15 protein-coding genes are annotated in these 17,277 nt (G+C 72.5%); 9 read left to right on the top strand and 6 right to left on the bottom strand.

Annotated features, from left to right (window positions below; translation table 11 throughout):
- The first annotated feature begins 298 nt into the window (after positions 1-298).
- Positions 299-1,300, top strand: a complete 1,002-nt coding sequence (locus B9S61_RS38160; protein ID WP_103546259.1) for a hypothetical protein — start codon at positions 299-301, stop codon at positions 1,298-1,300.
- 14 nt (positions 1,301-1,314) lie between these two features.
- On the opposite strand, the gene B9S61_RS38165 is transcribed toward B9S61_RS38160, so the two are convergent.
- Positions 1,315-1,935: a MerR family transcriptional regulator gene (locus B9S61_RS38165; protein WP_103546272.1), complete on the bottom strand. Its 621-nt coding sequence runs from the start codon at positions 1,933-1,935 to the stop codon at positions 1,315-1,317.
- Positions 1,936-2,113: 178 nt separating this feature from the next.
- On the opposite strand from B9S61_RS38165, the gene B9S61_RS38170 reads away from it, so the two are divergent.
- The 4 genes from B9S61_RS38170 (at position 2,114) to B9S61_RS38185 (ending at position 5,705) form a co-directional block, all read left to right on the top strand.
- Positions 2,114-3,634, top strand: a complete 1,521-nt coding sequence (locus tag B9S61_RS38170; RefSeq protein WP_103546260.1) for an NAD(P)/FAD-dependent oxidoreductase — start codon at positions 2,114-2,116, stop codon at positions 3,632-3,634.
- Positions 3,631-4,569, top strand: a complete 939-nt coding sequence (locus B9S61_RS38175; RefSeq protein ID WP_103546261.1) for an alpha/beta fold hydrolase — start codon at positions 3,631-3,633, stop codon at positions 4,567-4,569. The genes B9S61_RS38170 and B9S61_RS38175 overlap by 4 nt, the downstream gene beginning before the upstream one ends.
- On the top strand, positions 4,566-5,450 hold the full coding sequence (locus B9S61_RS38180) for an SDR family oxidoreductase (RefSeq protein ID WP_103546262.1): 885 nt from the start codon (positions 4,566-4,568) through the stop codon (positions 5,448-5,450). The genes B9S61_RS38175 and B9S61_RS38180 overlap by 4 nt, the downstream gene beginning before the upstream one ends.
- Before the next feature lie 75 nt (positions 5,451-5,525).
- Positions 5,526-5,705, top strand: a complete 180-nt coding sequence (locus tag B9S61_RS38185) for a hypothetical protein (protein ID WP_103546263.1) — start codon at positions 5,526-5,528, stop codon at positions 5,703-5,705.
- A gap of 126 nt (positions 5,706-5,831) precedes the next feature.
- Here B9S61_RS38185 and B9S61_RS38190 read toward each other — a convergent pair whose 3' ends face one another.
- A complete protein-coding gene (locus B9S61_RS38190) occupies positions 5,832-9,089 on the bottom strand; it encodes a S41 family peptidase (protein ID WP_103546264.1) in 3,258 nt (1,085 codons plus the stop codon).
- 173 nt (positions 9,090-9,262) lie between these two features.
- Here B9S61_RS38190 and B9S61_RS38195 point away from each other — a divergent pair, with 173 nt between their 5' ends.
- The 3 genes from B9S61_RS38195 (at position 9,263) to B9S61_RS38205 (ending at position 12,729) form a co-directional block, all read left to right on the top strand.
- Positions 9,263-9,862 (top strand): TetR/AcrR family transcriptional regulator, encoded by a 600-nt coding sequence (locus B9S61_RS38195; protein ID WP_103546273.1) that lies wholly within the window; start codon positions 9,263-9,265, stop codon positions 9,860-9,862.
- A gap of 171 nt (positions 9,863-10,033) precedes the next feature.
- The gene (locus B9S61_RS38200) at positions 10,034-12,241 is read left to right on the top strand and encodes an MMPL family transporter (protein ID WP_103546265.1); all 2,208 of its coding nucleotides are present in this window, start codon (positions 10,034-10,036) and stop codon (positions 12,239-12,241) included.
- Between the two features lie 206 nt (positions 12,242-12,447).
- Positions 12,448-12,729, top strand: coding sequence for a DUF1876 domain-containing protein (locus B9S61_RS38205; protein WP_103546274.1), 282 nt, complete (start codon positions 12,448-12,450; stop codon positions 12,727-12,729).
- Here the strand turns inward: B9S61_RS38205 and B9S61_RS38210 are convergent, their stop codons facing one another.
- The 4 genes from B9S61_RS38210 to B9S61_RS38225 all read right to left on the bottom strand — a co-directional run bounded on the left by B9S61_RS38210 (position 12,730) and on the right by B9S61_RS38225 (position 16,687).
- The gene (locus B9S61_RS38210; RefSeq protein WP_181007730.1) at positions 12,730-13,896 is read right to left on the bottom strand and encodes a serine hydrolase domain-containing protein; all 1,167 of its coding nucleotides are present in this window, start codon (positions 13,894-13,896) and stop codon (positions 12,730-12,732) included. It abuts the gene before it with no gap.
- 106 nt (positions 13,897-14,002) lie between these two features.
- Positions 14,003-14,773, bottom strand: a complete 771-nt coding sequence (locus B9S61_RS38215) for an energy-coupling factor ABC transporter ATP-binding protein (protein WP_103546267.1) — start codon at positions 14,771-14,773, stop codon at positions 14,003-14,005.
- Positions 14,761-15,522, bottom strand: coding sequence for a cobalt ECF transporter T component CbiQ (cbiQ, locus tag B9S61_RS38220; RefSeq protein ID WP_103546268.1), 762 nt, complete (start codon positions 15,520-15,522; stop codon positions 14,761-14,763). The genes B9S61_RS38215 and cbiQ overlap by 13 nt, the downstream gene beginning before the upstream one ends.
- Before the next feature lies 1 nt (position 15,523).
- Positions 15,524-16,687, bottom strand: a complete 1,164-nt coding sequence (locus B9S61_RS38225) for an energy-coupling factor ABC transporter permease (RefSeq protein WP_103546269.1) — start codon at positions 16,685-16,687, stop codon at positions 15,524-15,526.
- A gap of 202 nt (positions 16,688-16,889) precedes the next feature.
- Between B9S61_RS38225 and B9S61_RS38230 the strand changes: the two genes are divergently transcribed.
- Entirely contained in the window at positions 16,890-17,252 is a 363-nt protein-coding gene (locus tag B9S61_RS38230) for an SsgA family sporulation/cell division regulator (RefSeq protein WP_103546270.1), read from the top strand.
- Positions 17,253-17,277: the final 25 nt, after the last annotated feature.

The raw sequence follows: 17,277 nt of genomic DNA on the forward strand, positions 1-17,277 counted from the left end.
CGCGGCCGACAGCCGCTGGTCCCCGGCTTCCGGTCCCGCGGCCGACAGCCGCTGGTCCCCGGCTTCCGGTCCCGCGGCCGACAGCCCCCCCGTCCCCGGCTCCCGGTCCCACGGCCCACGGCTCCCGGCCCCCGGCCACGGTGGCGAAACGGACCATCCGTCACGCCGGTCGGCCCCGGTACGTGGAGAGTCAGGTGGTCCGTGCAACCGAACGGCCGCTCGAGTCGTCCCCCGTTGATGACCGGCGGGACGGACCCGGGGTCCGGACGGGAGCGCGGTGGCGTCGAGGAGACGAGCGGTGATCGGGATCGTCGTCGGTCTGGCCGTGCTGGCCGGCGCGGGGGGAGCGGTGGCCCTCGCGGGGGACGACGGGCGACGGGTGCTTCCCCGTGCCTCCTACGATCCGTTCCGCGGTTCGGCGGCCGCGGAGGAGTGGGTCGCCCATGGTGACCACGCCGCTGTCGTCCGCGTCACCGGGGAAACGGTGGGCGAACCCGATCCGGAGGAGGACTACGTCCCCCGGACGGTCACCGCGACCGTCACCCGGGTCGTGTGGTCGAGGCCGGGGGCGCCCCGGCTGCCCAGGACGATCAGCCTGCGGGTGCACGGTTCGTACACCACCTTCTGGGGCGGCAGGGAGGAAGCCGTACGGGAGGGTGCGCCGCGCGTCGAACCCGGCCACACCTACCTGGTCGGTCTCGCCGGTCCGGGGAAGGGCGTGGAACTGATCGGGGACGACGCGGCCGTTCCGTACGACGACGCGACCTTCGGGCGGGGCGAGTTCGAGGGCCGCACCGTCGGCCGCGACGCCTACCACCGGGCCGTCCGGGTGGGGCTGCCCCAGGACGCGGTCGCCAGGTTCGCGGTCGGTGAGACGTACCGGCCCAGGACCCCGGGCGACGTCCGGCGGCTGCTGGAGGGGGCCTCACCGCGCAACATCTACCGGCAGGCGGCGCTGAACGGGCTGGGCACGGACATGAACCTGGACCGTGAGCCGGACGAGCACGCGGACGCGGGCGCGGGCGACCTTCCCGGCCGGTTCCGCCGCACCGTCCCCGCGCTCGACTCCGGCACCGACTACTTCCTGGCGGTCGCCTGCGCCGGACGCGGCAAGGCGTTCACCGTCGAAATCACCGTGAACGGGGCGAAGGCCACCCGCCGGCTGCCCTGCAACACGGGCAACGAGCTGGTGGCCGTCGAGCGCCCGCACGGCGAGGTGACGTTCGAGATCGCCTCGGCGGGCTCCGGTACCGGCGCTGTCGCGTGGAACCTGACCCAGGCGCCCGGGCGTCCCGGCTGACACCGGATCCGGCCCTACCCCCGCTCCCGCAGCCGGCGGTCCAGCGCCAGGGAGAGTTCCGCGTCGACCACGCTGCGGGCCAGGGGGCGCAGGCGGTGCACGGCCTCCTCGGGGGCGTGGCGGAGGATCAGGCCGGCGAAGAGGCCGGCCAGGGTGTCGGCGTGGGTGCGGACCTCGGCCCCGGTGCGGAGCACCTCGGCGAGCGGGATGCCCTCGCGGACCAGCTCCGAGGACACCTCCAGCAGACGGCGGCTGATGTGGACGATGTCCTCGCCGTCGACACCGAGGTAGCCGAGGTCCAGCGCGGCGGCCAGGTTCTCCGGGGTGACCTCGCCGGAGAAGTGGTCGGCGAGTTCCTCGGGGGTGAGGCGGACCGGGGTCTCCTCGGTGGGGGTGTTCATGCCGAGGAGTTCGCCGACGTCCCGGCCGTGGTCGAAGGCCTCGGCCAGCTCGGCTATGCCGTTCAGGGTGTGGCCGCGTTCCAGCAGCGCCGTGATCGTGCGCAGCCGGGCCAGGTGGTGGTCGTCGTACCAGGCGATACGGCCCTCGCGGCGGGGCGGCGGGATCAGCTTGCGTTCCCGGTAGAAGCGCAGTGTGCGCACCGTGATGCCGGCCAGCTCGGCCAGCTCCTCCATGCGGTACTCGCGCTGCTCCGTCGGTCCCTCGCTGTCTTCTGCCACGTGTGAAGCCTAGGGCGTACCGGCGGTAAGTTTCCTGGCACGCCCCCTACCCATCAGTACGGCGCTGCTCTACTCTCCCCATTGTGCCAGTGTTCACTGGCAGGGTTCTGAGTGATGCGTGGAGGCTTTCGGGATGGCCGAGCACGAGCACGAGCATGTACGGGTGGCGGTGGTCGGGTCGGGGTTCGGCGGGCTCGGGGCCGCCGTGCGGCTGCGCCGCGAGGGGATCACCGACTTCGTCGTCCTGGAACGGGCGGGCAGTGTCGGCGGCACCTGGCGCGACAACAGCTATCCCGGCTGTGCGTGCGACGTGCCGTCGCACCTGTACTCGTTCTCCTTCGCGCCCAACCCCGACTGGCCGCGCTCCTTCTCCGGACAGGAGCACATCCGCGCCTACCTCGAGCACGTCACCGACGTCTTCGGCCTGCGCCCGCACCTCCGCTTCGACTCCGAGGTGAAGCGGATGACGTGGGACACCGAGCGGCTGCGGTGGGACATCGAGACCAGCAGCGGGAATCTCAGCGCGGACGCGGTCGTCTCCGCCACCGGGCCGCTGTCCGAGCCCAGGCTGCCGGACATCCCGGGACTCGACACCTTCCCCGGCAAGGTGTTCCACTCCGCCCGGTGGGACCACGACTACGACCTGCGGGGCAAGCGCGTCGCCATGGTCGGCACCGGGGCGTCCGCGATCCAGATCGTGCCCGCGGTCCAGCCGCTCGTGTCGCGGCTGACCCTCTTCCAGCGCACGCCCGCCTGGGTCCTGCCCCGCATGGACCGGCCCATCAGCGGCGCCGAGCGCGCACTGCACCGCACGCTGCCCTTCACCACCAAGCTGCGCCGCGGACTGCTCTGGGGGGTGCGGGAGCTCCAGGTCCAGGCGTTCACCAAGCACCCCGGTGAACTCGGCTTCGTCGAGCAGCTGGCCAAGCGGAACATGGGCCGCGCCATCAAGGACCCGGCCCTGCGCGCCAGGCTCACCCCGGACTACCGCATCGGCTGCAAGCGCATCCTGCTGTCGAGCACGTACTACCCGGCGCTCGCGCAGCCCAACGTCGACGTCGTCGGCGGGCTGAGCGAGGTGCGCGGGTCGACCGTGGTGGGTGCCGACGGGACCGAGGCCGAGGTCGACGCGATCGTGTTCGGCACCGGGTTCCACGTCACCGACATGCCCATCGCCGAGCGGGTCGTCGGCGCCGAGGGGAAGACCCTCGCCGAGTCCTGGGCGGGCGGGATGCAGTCGCTGCGCGGCGCGGCCGCCGCCGGATTCCCCAACTGGATGACGGTCATCGGGCCCAACACCGGCCTCGGGAACTCCTCCATGATCCTGATGATCGAGTCCCAGCTGAACTACCTGGCCGACTACATGCGCCAGCTCGACGTCCTCGGCGGCCGGGTCGCCCTGGACGCCCGCCCCAGCGCCGTCCGCGCCTGGAACCACCGGGTGCAGGAGCGGATGAAGCGCACGGTGTGGAACACCGGCGGCTGCACCAGCTGGTACCTCGACGAGAGCGGGCGCAACACCACCATCTGGCCGGGCACGACCAGTGAGTTCCGGCGGGAGACCCGGCGCGTGGACCTCTCCGAGTACGCCGTCGTGCGCAGCCTCCCCGCCGAACGGGACACCACCCGGGAGAACACCGGGGTGACCGCATGAGCCGCCGCGCCCACGTCACCTCCGGGCCGTACGCCCCGCCGGCCGCCGCCCGCGAACTGACCGCCCTCTCCGCCGACGGCACCCGGCTGCACGTCGAGGTGCACGGACCCGAACAGGCGCCCGCGGTCGTGCTCGCCCACGGCTGGACCTGCTCGACCGCCTTCTGGGCGGCGCAGATCCGTGAACTCTCCGCCGACCACCGGGTCATCGCCTACGACCAGCGCGGCCACGGACGGACGCCCGCGAGCCCGGCCTGCACCACCGACGCGCTCGCCGACGACCTCGAGGCGGTCCTCACCGCCACCCTCGCACCGGGCGAACGGGCGGTGATCGCCGGGCACTCCATGGGCGGCATGACCGTCATGGCCGCGTCCGGCCGGCCCGCCTTCGCCGCGCACGCCGCCGCCGTACTGCTGTGCAGTACCGGCAGCGCACGGCTGGTCGACGAGTCGACGGTGCTGCCGCTGCGGCCGGGGCGGGTACGGACCCGGCTGACGCACCGCGTCCTCGGCACCCGCGCCCCGCTCGGGCCGGTCACACCGCTCGCTCGCCGGATCCTCAAGTACGCGACGATGGGCCGTGCTTCGGCCCCCGACATGGTCGAGGCGTGCGCCCACATCGTGCACGCCTGCCCCCGCGCGGTGCGCCACGCCTGGTCGCAGGTCCTCGGGACGCTCGATCTGGACCACGGTGTACGGGAGTTGCGCGTGCCCACCGAGATCGTCGCCGGGACCGCGGACCGGCTCACCCCGCCGGTGCACGCCCGGACGCTCGCGGCCGCGCTGCCGCAGTGTCTCGGCGTCACCGAACTGCCCGGAGTCGGCCACATGACGCCCATCGAGGCGCCCGGCCTCGTCGCCGGGAGGATCCGGGCCCTGGTCGCCGCCCATGTGACCGCCCACCAGCACGTCATACCCGCCGAGGAGAGCGCATGAGCAGGGTCAGTCTCGAAGGCAAGGTCGCCGTCGTCACCGGAGCGGCGCGCGGTGTCGGGGAGTTGCTGGCCCGCAAGCTCTCCGCCCGGGGCGTGAAGGTGGCGCTGGTCGGACTGGAGCCGGACGCGCTCAAGGACGTCTCCGCGCGACTGCACAGCGACAGCGACCACTGGTACGCGGACGTCACCGACCACGAGGCGATGGCCGAGGTCGCCGAAGGGGTCCGGGAGCGGTTCGGCCGGGTGGACATCGTGGTCGCCAACGCCGGTGTGGCGACGGGCGGTCCGTTCGCCGACTCCGATCCGGAGTCCTGGCGCCGGGTGATCGAGGTGAACCTGGTCGGATCGGCGGTCACCGCGCGGGCGTTCCTGCCGCTGCTCACCGAGAGCCGCGGCTACCTGCTCCAGATAGCCTCCCTCGCCGCGATCACACCCGCGCCGATGATGTCGGCGTACTGCGCCTCCAAGTCCGGTGTGGAGGCGTACGCGCACTGCCTGCGCGGCGAGGTCGGGCACCGGGGCGTGAAGGTGGGTATCGGGTATCTGTCGTGGACCGACACCGACATGGTGCGCGGCGCCGACCAGGACGACGTGATGCGGGAGCTGCGGCAGCGCCTGCCGTGGCCGGCCGACAAGACGTATCCGCTGGGCCCCGCGGTGGACCGGCTGGTGGCCGGGATCGAGCGGCGGTCGGCCCATGTGTACGGGCAGTGGTGGCTGCGCGGGATGCAGGGCGTGCGGGGTTATCTCCCCGCGGTCATCGGGACGGTGGGGCAGCGGGAGATGCGGCGGTTCGGGGAGCGGCTCGACACCGTCCGTACGGGACTGGTCGGGGCCGGCGGGAACGCCGATGAGCAGCATCGCGCTACGGTCCGTAAGTGATCGACATGCGCAGGGTGACGGCCCGTGTGAATCTGATCGGGCAAGTTCCCCCACCCCACACGGGAGTGAACCCACATGGGTATGAAGGACCAGTTCCAGGAGAAGTCCGAGCAGCTCCAGCAGCAGGCCAAGCAGCGTGCCCAGCAGGGCAAGGAGCAGCTGCAGAACCGCGGCCGCCGGCGCGACGAGGACATGGACGAGCAGCGTCGTCAGCGCGAGTCCGAGGAGCGCTTCGACGAGGACTACGAGGTCTGACGTCGCGCGCGGAAGCACTGAAGCAGTGAAGCACTGAAGCGCCGAAGCATGGAGCCGAAGCACTGAAGCGCAGGCAGGAGGGGTGTCCCTGGCGAAGGGGGCACCCCTCCTCGCATGCCCGGCCGCTCATGTCCTCGGCGGCAGCTTCGGACGTGACCGGTCGGGAACGCCGCTGTAGCCGGGCGGAGTTGCCGGGGGCCTGGCCTCCAGCAGCTCCAGGGCGAGCCGCACCGCGTCGTCCAGCACCGCGTACCGGCCCTCGGCCCAGTCCAGCGGGGTGCGCAGCGCCTCCAGGTCCGGTTCGACGCCCTTGTTCTCCACGGACCAGCCGTACGCGTCGAACCAGGCCGCGTTCATCGGCACCGTGATCACCGTGCCGTCGCCCAGCCGGTGCCGGCCGGTCATACCGACCACGCCGCCCCAGGTGCGCCGACCCACCACCGGGCCCAGGTCCAGCAGTTTGAAGGCGGCGGTGATCATGTCGCCGTCGGAGCTGGTCGCCTCGTCCGCCAGGGCCACCACCGGTCCGCGCGGGGCGTTGGAGGCGTACGAGACGGGCTGGGCGTTGCGGGTGAGGTCCCAGCCGATGATGGTCCGGGTCAGCTTCTCCACGACGAGTTCGCTGATGTGCCCGCCGGCGTTGCCGCGCACGTCCACGATCAGCGCGGGCCGGGACATCTCCATGCGCACGTCGCGGTTGAACTGGGCCCAGCCGGAGCCTCCCATGTCGGGGATGTGCAGATAGCCGCAGCGGCCGGCGCTCAACTCCCTTACCACCGCGCGGCGTTTGGCCACCCAGTCCTGGTAGCGCAGCGGTGTCTCGTCGATCAGCGGCACGACGGCGACCCGCCGGGGCGGGCCCTCGCCGCCGGCGGGGACGAACGTCAGCTCCACGGTCGTACCGCCGGCGCCCGCGAGCAGCGGGTAGGGGCCGGTGACCGGGTCCACCGGGCGGCCGTCGACATGGGTGAGGACCGCGCCCTCGCGGATACCGGTGCCGGCCAGCGGGGAGCGGGCCCGGGAGTCGGAGGAGTCGCCGGGCAGAATGCGCTGGACCGTCCAGCCGTCCTCGCGCGGGGCGAGGTTGGCGCCGAGCAGGCCCTGGCGGCGCTGGTAGTGCGGCGGGCCCTCGTTGCGGCGGGCGGCGGTGACATAGGCGTGGGAGGTGCCGAGTTCGCCGAGGACCTCGCGCAGCAGGTCCGCGAACTCGTCGGGCGAGGCGACCCGTTCGACCAGCGGGCGGTACTGCTCCAGGACCGCGTCCCAGTCGATCCCGCACATGCCCGGTTCCCAGAAGTAGGCGCGGATCAGCCGCCCGGCCTCCGCGTACGCCTGGCGCCACTCGGCCGCCGGGTCGGCCTCGTGCAGGATGCGGCGGGCGTCGATCCACACCGTGGAGTCGCTGTCGCCGGGCTCGGTGGCGGGCACCGCGCGCGGTTCGCCCTCGTCGACCACGACCAGCCGGCTGCCGTCACCGCTGACCGCGAAGAAGTCCAGGTCCGCGACGAGTTCGTACTTCTTCGCCTTGCCGATGTCGAAGTGTTCCAGCGCGGGCCGGCCGCTGGTGTCATCGGGGTTGACGAAGGTCTCGCCGAGCGCGCCGGAGATCGGCCAGCGCAGCCACACCAGACCGCAGCCCGCGACCGGGTACAGCCCCGAGTACTTGGAGGCGGCCACCGGGAAGGGCGTGACCCTGCTCTCCAGGCCCTCCGCCTCGACGGTCACCGTGCCGGTGCCCTCGCCGCCCTCCTCGGCGTCCTCCCGCTCGACCGGGTCCAGGCCCCCGGCGGCCGGACGGCCCTCGGGGTTCAGGGCGAACGGCGAGGGGGTCGCCGAGGCCAGCGGCACCAGATAGGGGCGGCAGCCCAGCGGGAAGGACAGATCGCCGGTGTGCACGTCGTACACCGGGTCGAAGCCGCGCCAGGAGAGGAAGGCGAGATAGCGGCCGTCCCGGGTGAAGACCGGGTTCTCGTCCTCGAAGCGGCCGTTGGTGACGTCGAGGACCAGCCGGTCCTTGATCCGGGCGAGTTTGATCTGCCGCAGCGACCGCCCGATCACGGGGTGGGACCAGGCCAGCCAGGCCCCGTCGGGGGAGAAGGCGAGGTCGCGCACCGGCCCGTTGCCGGAGTGGATCAGCTCGGTGACCTCCTCCTGGTCCTCCTCGCCGGTGCCGGCCAGCAGCAGCCGTCCGTCGTGCGCGGCGACGGCCAGCCGCCGCCCCTCCGGGTCGGCCACCATCTCCAGCACCCGGCCCAGTTTCCCGGAGGCGAGCCGCCGGGGCGTGCGCTGACCGGTCGCCCGGGGCAGGGAGGCGATCTCCAGGGCGTCCTCGCCCTCGGCGTCCGTCACGTACGCCACCTGGTCCCCGGCGCCGAGCATCTCCGGCAGCCGGACCCGTACGCCCGGGGTGTCGGTGAGCGCGCGGGCGGGGCCGTCCCGGTGGGTGAGCCAGTACAGGCTGCCGCGCACCACGACGGCGCTGGCCCGGCCGGTCTCGTCGACGGAGATGCCGTCCAGGTGCCGCGCGGCCGGCACCTGGTAGGGGCGGCGGCCGGCCCGCGGTCCGCTCAGTGTGACGTCGAGCCGGCGCGGGACGGAGCCGGCGGACAGGTCGTCCACGATCCACAGGTCCCCGGCGCACTGGTAGACGACCCGGGTGCCGTCGCTGGAGGCGTGCCGGGCGTAGAAGGCGTCGTGGTCGGTGTGCCGGCGCAGGCCGGAGCCGTCGTACGCGCACGAGTAGAGGTTGCCGACGCCCTCGTGGTCGGAGAGGAAGGCGATCCGGCCGTCGGCGAACATGGGGGAGTGCAGGTGGCCGTCGAGCCCGTCGAGCAGCTGGTGCCCGTGCAGCCACAGCCTGCCGGTGGCGCCGCCCCGGTAGCGCTTCCAGGAGGCGGGTTCGTGCGGCGGGGTGCCGGTGAGCAGCAGTGACCTGCGCTCCCCGGCGATGTCGGCGACCTGGATGTCGGTGACCGGGCCCCAGGGCAGTTTGCGGCCGGGGCTGCCGTCGCAGGCGAGCTTGTAGGCCCAGGTGAAGTACGAGAAGGGCTCACCGTGCGAGGCGACGGCGAGGATCTCGGCGTGGCCGTCGTCGTCGGGGGGCGCCCAGCCGCAGACCCGGGTGTCGGAGCTGCCCCAGTAGGTGAGGCGCCGGCCCGGTCCGCCGTCCACCGGGACGAGGTGCACCTCCGGATCGAGGCTGCGCCAGCTCGTGCAGGCGATGTGCCGGCCGTCGGGGGAGAAGCGGGGGCGGCCGAGTTTGGTCCGGTCGACGGTGAGCCGCCAGGCGCGGCCGGGGGCGTCGAGCGGGGCGAGCCAGAGGTCGTCCTCGGCCACGAAGCACAGCAGGTCGTCCTTGAGGTGCGGCAGACGCAGATAGGTCACCCTCCCCATGCTTTTCCGGGGGACGGACCGCAGCAACTTATGCCGAACCGACAACCGTGACGCAGAACACGAACGAAACCGTTTCGTTTCGCTGGCGGGCGGGGTACGTTCTACGTGTACGAAACGGTGTCGTTTCTTTGGCACGGTACGACCGGAGGGAAGGGGTGGGCGGCATGAGTGAAGTCGCGACGGTACGTCGCAGCCGGATCACCCCCGAGCGCGAGGCCGAGCTGTACCTGGCCGTGCTCGACCTGCTCCGCGAGGTCGGCTACGACGCCCTCACCATGGACGCCGTGGCCGCCCGCACCCGGTCCAGCAAGGCCACCCTCTACCGCCAGTGGGGCGGCAAGGCCGAGCTGGTGGTGAGGGCGATGCGCAGCCAGAAGTCCGGCGGCATCGCCGGCACCGACACCGGGTCCCTGCGCGGCGACCTGTACGCCATCATCGGGCGGGAGGACGACTGCGCCATCGAGCAGAACGCGGCGCTGATGCGCGCGCTCGCCATGGCCGTCCAGCTCAACGACGATCTCCGCCGGGCCTTCAAGGACCTCCTGGTCGAACCGGAGGTGGAGGAGTTCGGGCTGGTGCTCCAGCGCGCGATCGACCGGGGCGAGGTCAGCCCCGACAATCCGGCGCTGGGATACATGGTGCACATGCTCGTCGGCGCGTTCGCCACCCGGACGCTGATCGACGACCTGCCGCCCACGCAGGAGTTCCTCATCTCGTACATCGACGCCGTGGTCCTCCCCGCCCTCGGCGTGCCCACCCGCTGACCGGCCCCCGGGCCGGACACCACAACCCGCACCCCGCGACTCACACTCCACAACTCTCACCCGGACAACCCGGACACCACGACTCAGCCACCACCTGACGTCACCGCTCACGTCGTCGGGCTGATCACCCCTGCCCCGAAACAACCACGACCTGACCGGGAGTACGCCCTCGTGGCCACTTTCCTCTATCGACTCGGCCGGTTCGCCTTCAGGCGACGGCACTTCGTAGCCCTCTTCTGGGTGGCGCTGCTGGCACTCGCGGGAGCCGGCGCGGCCGGCGCCCCCGCGGCCGGCAACTCCTCCTTCTCCATCCCCGGCACCGAGGCCCAGAAGGCCTTCGACCTGCTCGAGGAACGCTTCCCCGGCTCCAGCGCCGACGGGGCGACCGCACGCGTCGTCTTCAAGGCGCCGGACGGCGGGAAGATGACCGACGCGGGCCACAAGGCGGTCGTCCGGGACACCGTCGACGCACTCGGCGGCGGTTCCGAGGTCGCCGGCGTCTCCGACCCCTACGAGGGCGGCGGCGTCAGCGAGAACGGCAGCGTCGCCTACGCCTCGGTGACCTACAAGGTGTCCGGCATGGAACTGGAGGAGACCTCCCGCGAGGCGCTGGAAGCCGCCGCCGAGGACGCCCGCGCCTCGGGGCTGACCGTCGAGATCGGCGGTGACGCCCTCCAGGCCGTACCCGAGACCGGCACCGCCGAGATCATCGGCATCGGCATCGCCGCGGTCGTCCTGGTCATCACCCTCGGCTCGCTGCTCGCCGCCGGACTGCCGCTGCTCACCGCGATCGTCGGTGTCGGTGTCGGCGTCGCGAGCATCACCGCGCTGGCCAGTACGCTCGACCTCGGTTCCACGACCTCCATCCTGGCCTCGATGATCGGCCTCGCCGTCGGCATCGACTACGCGCTCTTCGTCGTCTCCCGTTACCGGGCCGAACTGGCCGAGGGCCGCGGACGCGAGGAGGCGGCCGGCCGGGCCGTCGGCACCGCCGGCTCCGCGGTGGTCTTCGCCGGGCTGACCGTCGTGATCGCCCTGGTCGGACTCTCCGTCGTCAACATCCCGATGCTGACCAAGATGGGCATCGCCGCCGCCGGCACGGTCGCCCTCGCGGTCCTGATCGCCCTCACCCTGATCCCCGCCCTGCTCGGCTACGCGGGCCGCCGGGTCCGCCCCGCCGGTGAGAAGAGCAAGCTGCTCGGCGGCGGCCGCACCGCGAAGAAGGCGGACCGCCCCAACATGGGCACCCGCTGGGCGCGTCTCGTCGTCCGCCGTCCGCTGGCCGTCCTGCTGCTCGGCGTCATCGGCCTGGGCGCCGCGGCCGTCCCGGCGGCCTCCCTCGAACTGGGCCTGCCCGACGACGGCTCCCAGCCGACGTCCACCACCCAGCGCAAGGCCTACGACCTGCTCTCCGAGGGCTTCGGCCCCGGCTTCAACGGCCCGCTGGTCGTCGTCGTCGACGCCAAGGGCGCCAGTGACCCGCAGGCGGTCTTCGACCGGACCGGCGACGACGTCAAGAGCCTCGACAACGTCGTGGACGTCGCCCCCGCTCAGCCCAACAAGGCCGGCGACACGGCCACGATCACCGTGATCCCCGACTCCAAGCCCTCCTCGGTGACCACCGAGGACCTGGTGCACGACATCCGTGACACGGGGGCCGGCATCACGGCCGACACCGACGCCGACGTCCTGGTCACCGGCGCCACGGCCATGAACGTCGACGTCTCGCAGAAGCTCAACGACGCGCTGGTGCCGTACCTGGTCCTGGTGGTCGGGCTGGCCTTCCTGCTGCTGATCGTGGTGTTCCGCTCGATCCTGGTCCCGCTGAAGGCGGCCCTCGGCTTCCTGCTCTCCGTGCTGGCGGCCCTCGGCGCGGTCGTCGCGGTCTACCAGTGGGGCTGGCTGGCCGGCCTGATGGGCGTCGAGGAGACCGGCCCGATCATGTCGATGATGCCGATCTTCATGGTCGGCGTGGTCTTCGGACTGGCCATGGACTACGAGGTGTTCCTCGTGACCCGGATCCGGGAGGCCTACGTCCACGGCGAGAACCCGCGCCAGGCCGTGGTGACCGGCTTCCGGTACAGCGCCCGGGTGGTGACCGCCGCCGCGGTGATCATGATGGCGGTGTTCGCCGGCTTCATCGGCTCCAGCGACTCGATGGTCAGGATGATCGGCTTCGGCCTCGCGGTCGCCGTCCTCTTCGACGCGTTCGTGGTCCGTATGACGATCGTCCCGGCGGTGCTCGCCCTGCTCGGCGACAAGGCCTGGTGGCTGCCGAAGTGGCTGGACCGCGCCCTGCCCAACGTGGACGTCGAGGGCGAGGCCCTGGCCGCCCATGACGCCGCGAGGACCGGGGACAAGGAACTCGTACGGGCCTGACACCCCCGGACGAGCACACAGCCGGCCGGTGAGGGCTCCGTGGGGACGGGCCGCCCTCACCGGCTTCCTCTTTCACGGCCGGGGCCGTGCGGAGCCCTTGCGGGCCCCGTCCCGCGCGGCACTCGCGCCCGTCGCGGCCACGTGGGCGGGTGCACCAGAGCGGGACGAGGAGCACCCTGGAATCAGGTACTCCGGAGGTGATCGTCATGACGCAGACGCATACCGCAGTGGGATGGCACGTGGAACTGGAGTTCACGGAGGACGACCAGCAGACGCGCGCGGCCGCGCTGGTCCGGCTGCCCGACGGGTCCGAGGTACGGGCACACGGGCGTGCGAACCGGCACCACACCGACGCGAATCAGCCGCGGGTCGGCGAGGAGATCGCCGCCGCGCGGGCGCTGAACGAACTGGCCATGCAGATGCTGACCAAGGCGCACGGCGAGATCGACGACGCGTCGGGGCGGACCTCGCACCCGATCCACGTCTGATCAGGCGGTCAGCGACCGCCGTACCGCCCGTATCAGTGACTGGGCCCTGGGGTCCGCCGTCACCGTCCTGCGGAAGCCGTTGGTGACGTAGCCGAAGGCGATGCCGGACTCCGGGTCGGCGAAGCCGAGGGAGCCGCCGCGGCCGGGGTGGCCGAAGGAGCCCGGGGCCAGGAGGGGGGAGGCGCTGCCGTGCAGCATGTAGCCGAGGCCGAAGCGGGTGCCGACGACCAGGACCCGGTCGCCGCCCGCCGACTCCTCGGTGCGGGCCTGCTCGACGGTGGCCGGGTCGAGGAGGCGGACACCGTCGACCGGGCCGATGAGTGAGGCGTAGAAGCGGGCCAGCCCGTCCGCCGTCGCGACCCCGTTCGCGGCGGGCAGGGCCGCCCTGTGGAAGGCCGGGTCGTTCTGGTCCGGGAAGGGAGTGATCGCCGCGAAGGCGCGGCGGGTGAGGGAGGAGGGGTCGGTGTAGGCGTCGGTGACCGAGCGCTTGGGGCGGGCGCGGAGCGCGCCGGACGGTTCGGGTCCCTCGATCCGGCCGACCGTGCCGACGCGGTGGGCCTCGGTGTCCGGCAGTCCGACCCACAGGTCCAGGCCCAGCGGGCCGGCGATACCGGACGCGATCCATTCGCCGGAACCGCGGCCGGTCACCCGGCGCACCAGTTCGTCGAGCAGCCAGCCGTAGGTCAGCGCGTGGTAGCCGTGGTCCGTGCCCGGCTCCCACGCGGGGGCCTGGGCGGCGACGGCGTCGGCGGCCCGCCCCGGGTCGGCCGCCTCGGCGAAGGTGAGCGGCCGGTCCAGGACCGGCAGCCCCGCGCGGTGGTTCAGTACGTGCCGGACCAGCAGCCGTTCCTTGCCGTGCGCCTTGAACTCCGGCCAGTACGCCGCTACCGGAGCGTCCAGGTCCAGTTCACCGCGCTGGTGCAGCAGCAGGAGTACGGCGGCGGCGACACCCTTGGTCGCCGAACGCACGACCTGGACGGTGTTCCGCCGCCACGGCTCGGTGCCGTCGACGTCCTTCACCCCGGCCCACAGGTCGACGACCCTGCGCCCGTCCCGGTACACGGCGACGGCCGCGCCCCGGTCCCCGAGCCGGTCGAAGTTCCGCGCGAACGCCTCCCGGACCGGCTCGAAGCCCCCGGCCACTGTGCCGTGCACGTCGACGTCCACGATTCTGTCGGTCCTTCCGCTCGTCCGGGGCCACCCGCCTGTGACAGTGGGTGCAACCGTGTCCGTCAGCCTGCGATTCCTGGGCGCGGGCGACCGCGCGCGATCGTCACGAACGGCCGGGCGCGGCCGGTACCGAGCGCGGGTCGAAGCCGTACGGCAGCTCCAGACGGTGGGCGCGCATCAGGGCGTCGTCGGCGAGCAGGTCCGCCGTGCCGCCGTCCGCCGCGATCACCCCGTCGCTCAGGACCAGCGAGCGCGGGCACAGCTCGAGCGCGTACGGCAGATCGTGCGTGACCATCAGCAGTGTGACGTCCAGCGAGCGCAGGATGTCGGCGAGTTCACGGCGGGATGCGGGGTCCAGGTTGGAGGACGGCTCGTCCAGGACCAGGATCTCCGGCTCCATCGCCAGCACGGTCGCCACGGCCACCCGGCGCCGCTGCCCGAAGGAGAGGTGGTGCGGCGGGCGGTCCTTGAACTCCGCCATGCCGACCCGTCCCAGCGCGCGGTCCACGCGCTCCTCCAGCTCGGGTCCCCTGAGCCCGGCCGCCGCCGGACCGAACGCCACGTCCTCGCGCACCGTCGGCATGAAGAGCTGGTCGTCGGGGTCCTGGAAGACGATGCCGACCCGGCGCCGGATCTCCGCCATGTGCTGCTTGCCGACGGGCAGTCCGGCCACCGTCACCGTGCCCGTACCGCCGGTCAGGATGCCGTTGAGGTGGAGGACGAGGGTGGTCTTGCCGGCGCCGTTCGGGCCGAGCAGCGCGACCCGTTCGCCGCGTGCGACCGAGAAGTCGACGCCGAACAGGGCCTGGTGGCCGTCGGGGTAGGCGAAGGCGAGGCCGGAGACCTCCAGGGAAGCGGTACTCATAGCGTCCATCCCAGCAGACAGACGACGAAGGCTGCACACGGGAGGGCGAGGGCGTACGACCACTGCGTCCGGGACGCGGTCACCTCGTCGATCACCGGCATGGAACCGGAGTAGCCGCGGCTCACCATGGCCAGGTGCACCCGCTCGCCGCGTTCGTAGGAGCGGATGAACAGCGCGCCGGCCGACTTGGCGAGGACGCCCCAGTGCCGCACCCCGCGCGCCTCGAAGCCGCGGGACTCGCGGGCGATCCGCATGCGCCGCATCTCGTCGGTGACGACATCGCCGTAACGGACCATGAACGAGGCGATCTGCACCAGCAGCGGCGGGAGCCTCAGCCGCTGGAGGCCGAGGAGCAGTTCGCGCAGTTCGGTCGTGGAGGCGAGCAGCACCGAGGCGGCGACGCCGAGGGTGCCCTTGGCGAGCACGTTCCAGGCGCCCCACAGGCCGTTCACGCTCAGCGAGAGGCCGAGGACGCCGACCCGCTCTCCCTCGGCCACGAACGGCAGGAGCACGGCGAAGGCGACGAACGGGACCTCGATCAGCAGCCGTTCGAGCAGGAAGACGGCCGGGACGCGGGCGGCGTACGCGACGAGGGCGAGCAGTCCGGCGTAGACGGCGAACGCCCACATCGCCTCGCGCGGGGTCGACACGACGACGACCACGAGGGCGAGGACCGCGGCGAGTTTGGTGTGCGGCGGCAGGGCGTGCACGGGGGAGTGCCCGTGCCGGTAGAGCCGGTGCGCGTGGCCCGCTCCCATGTCAGACGCCCGTGTCGCTCGTGTCGCTGGGCGAAGCGTCGCTGCGTGCGGCGTCGCCGGGTGGAGCGTTGCCGGGGGTGGTGTCGCCGGGTGCGGCGGCGTCGGCCTTCCGGTCCGTGCCGCGCCTGCGGACCACCCAGAACACGCCGGTGCCCGCGACGACCGTCACGCCGACGCCGATCACGCCCGCCAGGCCGCCGGACAGCCGCGCGTCGTCCACGTCCTCGACGCCGTAGTCGGCGAGCGGGGAGTCGGCGTTCGCGTGTTCCCGGGCCTTCTCGTCGATGCCGTGGTCGGTCGCGACCCTCTCCAGGCCGTCGGGGTCCGCGGAGGCGTAGAAGCTGACGAAACCGGCGAGGACCAGCGAGGTGACCAGTCCGCCGATCCAGATGCCCTTCCGGGAGCGGGCGCCGACCGGCTCCGGCTCCGTGGTGTCCGGGGCGTCGACCAGTTCGCCGTCGACCCGCAACCGGAGCTTCTGCCGCAGCCCGCGTGCCCCGTACACCAGGTCCGGGCGGACCGCGACGACCGCGCCGACGGTCAGGGCGGTGATCACGGCCTCGCCCAGGCCGATGACGAGGTGCACGCCCACCATGGCGGTGGCGACCTTGCCGATCGAGACGTCGGTGGTGCCGCCGACCGCGTAGAGCAGCGTGAAGACGACCGCGGAGGCGGGGACGGAGAGCAGGGCGGCGACGAAGGACGCGGCGGTCACCGAGCGGCGGGTGCGCGGCAGCACCTTCACCAGGCCGCGGAAGACCGGGTAGGCGACGACCGCCGTGGTGATCGCCATGGTGGTGATGTTCACGCCGAGCGCGGTCAGCCCGCCGTCGGCGAAGAGGACGGCCTGCATCAGCAGGACGACGGAGACACACAGGACCCCGGTGTACGGGCCGACGAGGATCGCGGCGAGGGCGCCGCCGAGCAGGTGCCCGCTGGTACCCGCGCCGACGGGGAAGTTCAGCATCTGCACGGCGAAGATGAACGCCGCCACCAGCCCGGCCAGCGGCGCGGTGAGCTCTCCCCCGCTCCCGGCCGTGCCCGAGCGGGAGGTGCCCCCCTGTTCACGGCGCGCGCCCCGCAGGCTCACGGCGACGGCGGCGGCGGCGACCGCTCCGGCGGCGGCGGACACGGAGGCGTCGATGAATCCGTCAGGTGCGTGCACGGACTCGATGATGTGGCCAGTTGCGAACTCATCGCAAGAGCGAGTGACTTGTTTTACCTCCCGGATACCTCATATGTGATATTCGCCGCTCGGAAGCGCGGATTCCGGATCGGGTGCACGATGGAACCTGGGGTGGGTATACGACCTACACGCCGGCTTACACGCCTTGGATGCACAGCGACGCAGCGTAAGGGGCCCACCGATGTCCGTAGTCGAGCAGTACGCGCGAGTCCACATCGTCACGGACGCCGACCCCCGGCTGGAGAACAGCGGGGCCGTCACCGTGGTGCTGCGGTACGACCCCGAGAACGATCCCCTGTGCGTACGGGTCGCTCTGCCCGGCGTGGTGCCCCGCGAGTGGGCGGTGGAGCGGGAACTGCTGGAGCGGGGCCTGCGCGCGCCCGTGGACGGCGACGCGATACGGGTGTGGCCGTGCGGCCGGGTCCAGGCCGTGGTGGAGTTCCACACCCCGCAGGGGGTCTCGGTCGTGGAGTTCGAGACCAGGACCCTCACCCGGTTCCTGCGCAGCACCTACGTCTCCGCGGCGGAACCCGTGCCGCACTGACCGCCCGGCCGCCCGGCCGCCTGAC

The sequence above is a fragment of the Streptomyces sp. SM1 genome (assembly GCF_002910825.1).
In the GTDB taxonomy this organism is placed as follows: Bacteria; Actinomycetota; Actinomycetes; order Streptomycetales; family Streptomycetaceae; genus Streptomyces; species Streptomyces okerensis.

What these genes read in the sequence shown, in the direction of transcription:
- B9S61_RS38165 (WP_103546272.1), bottom strand. Translation starts at nt 1,935, where the DNA reads ATGGAGGAGCTGGCCGAGCTGGCCGGCATCACGGTGCGCACACTGCGC.
- B9S61_RS38170 (WP_103546260.1), top strand. Translation starts at nt 2,114, where the DNA reads ATGGCCGAGCACGAGCACGAGCATGTACGGGTGGCGGTGGTCGGGTCG.
- B9S61_RS38175 (WP_103546261.1), top strand. Translation starts at nt 3,631, where the DNA reads ATGAGCCGCCGCGCCCACGTCACCTCCGGGCCGTACGCCCCGCCGGCC.
- B9S61_RS38180 (WP_103546262.1), top strand. Translation starts at nt 4,566, where the DNA reads ATGAGCAGGGTCAGTCTCGAAGGCAAGGTCGCCGTCGTCACCGGAGCG.
- B9S61_RS38185 (WP_103546263.1), top strand. Translation starts at nt 5,526, where the DNA reads ATGGGTATGAAGGACCAGTTCCAGGAGAAGTCCGAGCAGCTCCAGCAG.
- B9S61_RS38195 (WP_103546273.1), top strand. Translation starts at nt 9,263, where the DNA reads ATGAGTGAAGTCGCGACGGTACGTCGCAGCCGGATCACCCCCGAGCGC.
- B9S61_RS38205 (WP_103546274.1), top strand. Translation starts at nt 12,448, where the DNA reads ATGACGCAGACGCATACCGCAGTGGGATGGCACGTGGAACTGGAGTTC.
- B9S61_RS38215 (WP_103546267.1), bottom strand. Translation starts at nt 14,773, where the DNA reads ATGGACGCTATGAGTACCGCTTCCCTGGAGGTCTCCGGCCTCGCCTTC.
- cbiQ (WP_103546268.1), bottom strand. Translation starts at nt 15,522, where the DNA reads ATGGGAGCGGGCCACGCGCACCGGCTCTACCGGCACGGGCACTCCCCC.
- B9S61_RS38230 (WP_103546270.1), top strand. Translation starts at nt 16,890, where the DNA reads ATGTCCGTAGTCGAGCAGTACGCGCGAGTCCACATCGTCACGGACGCC.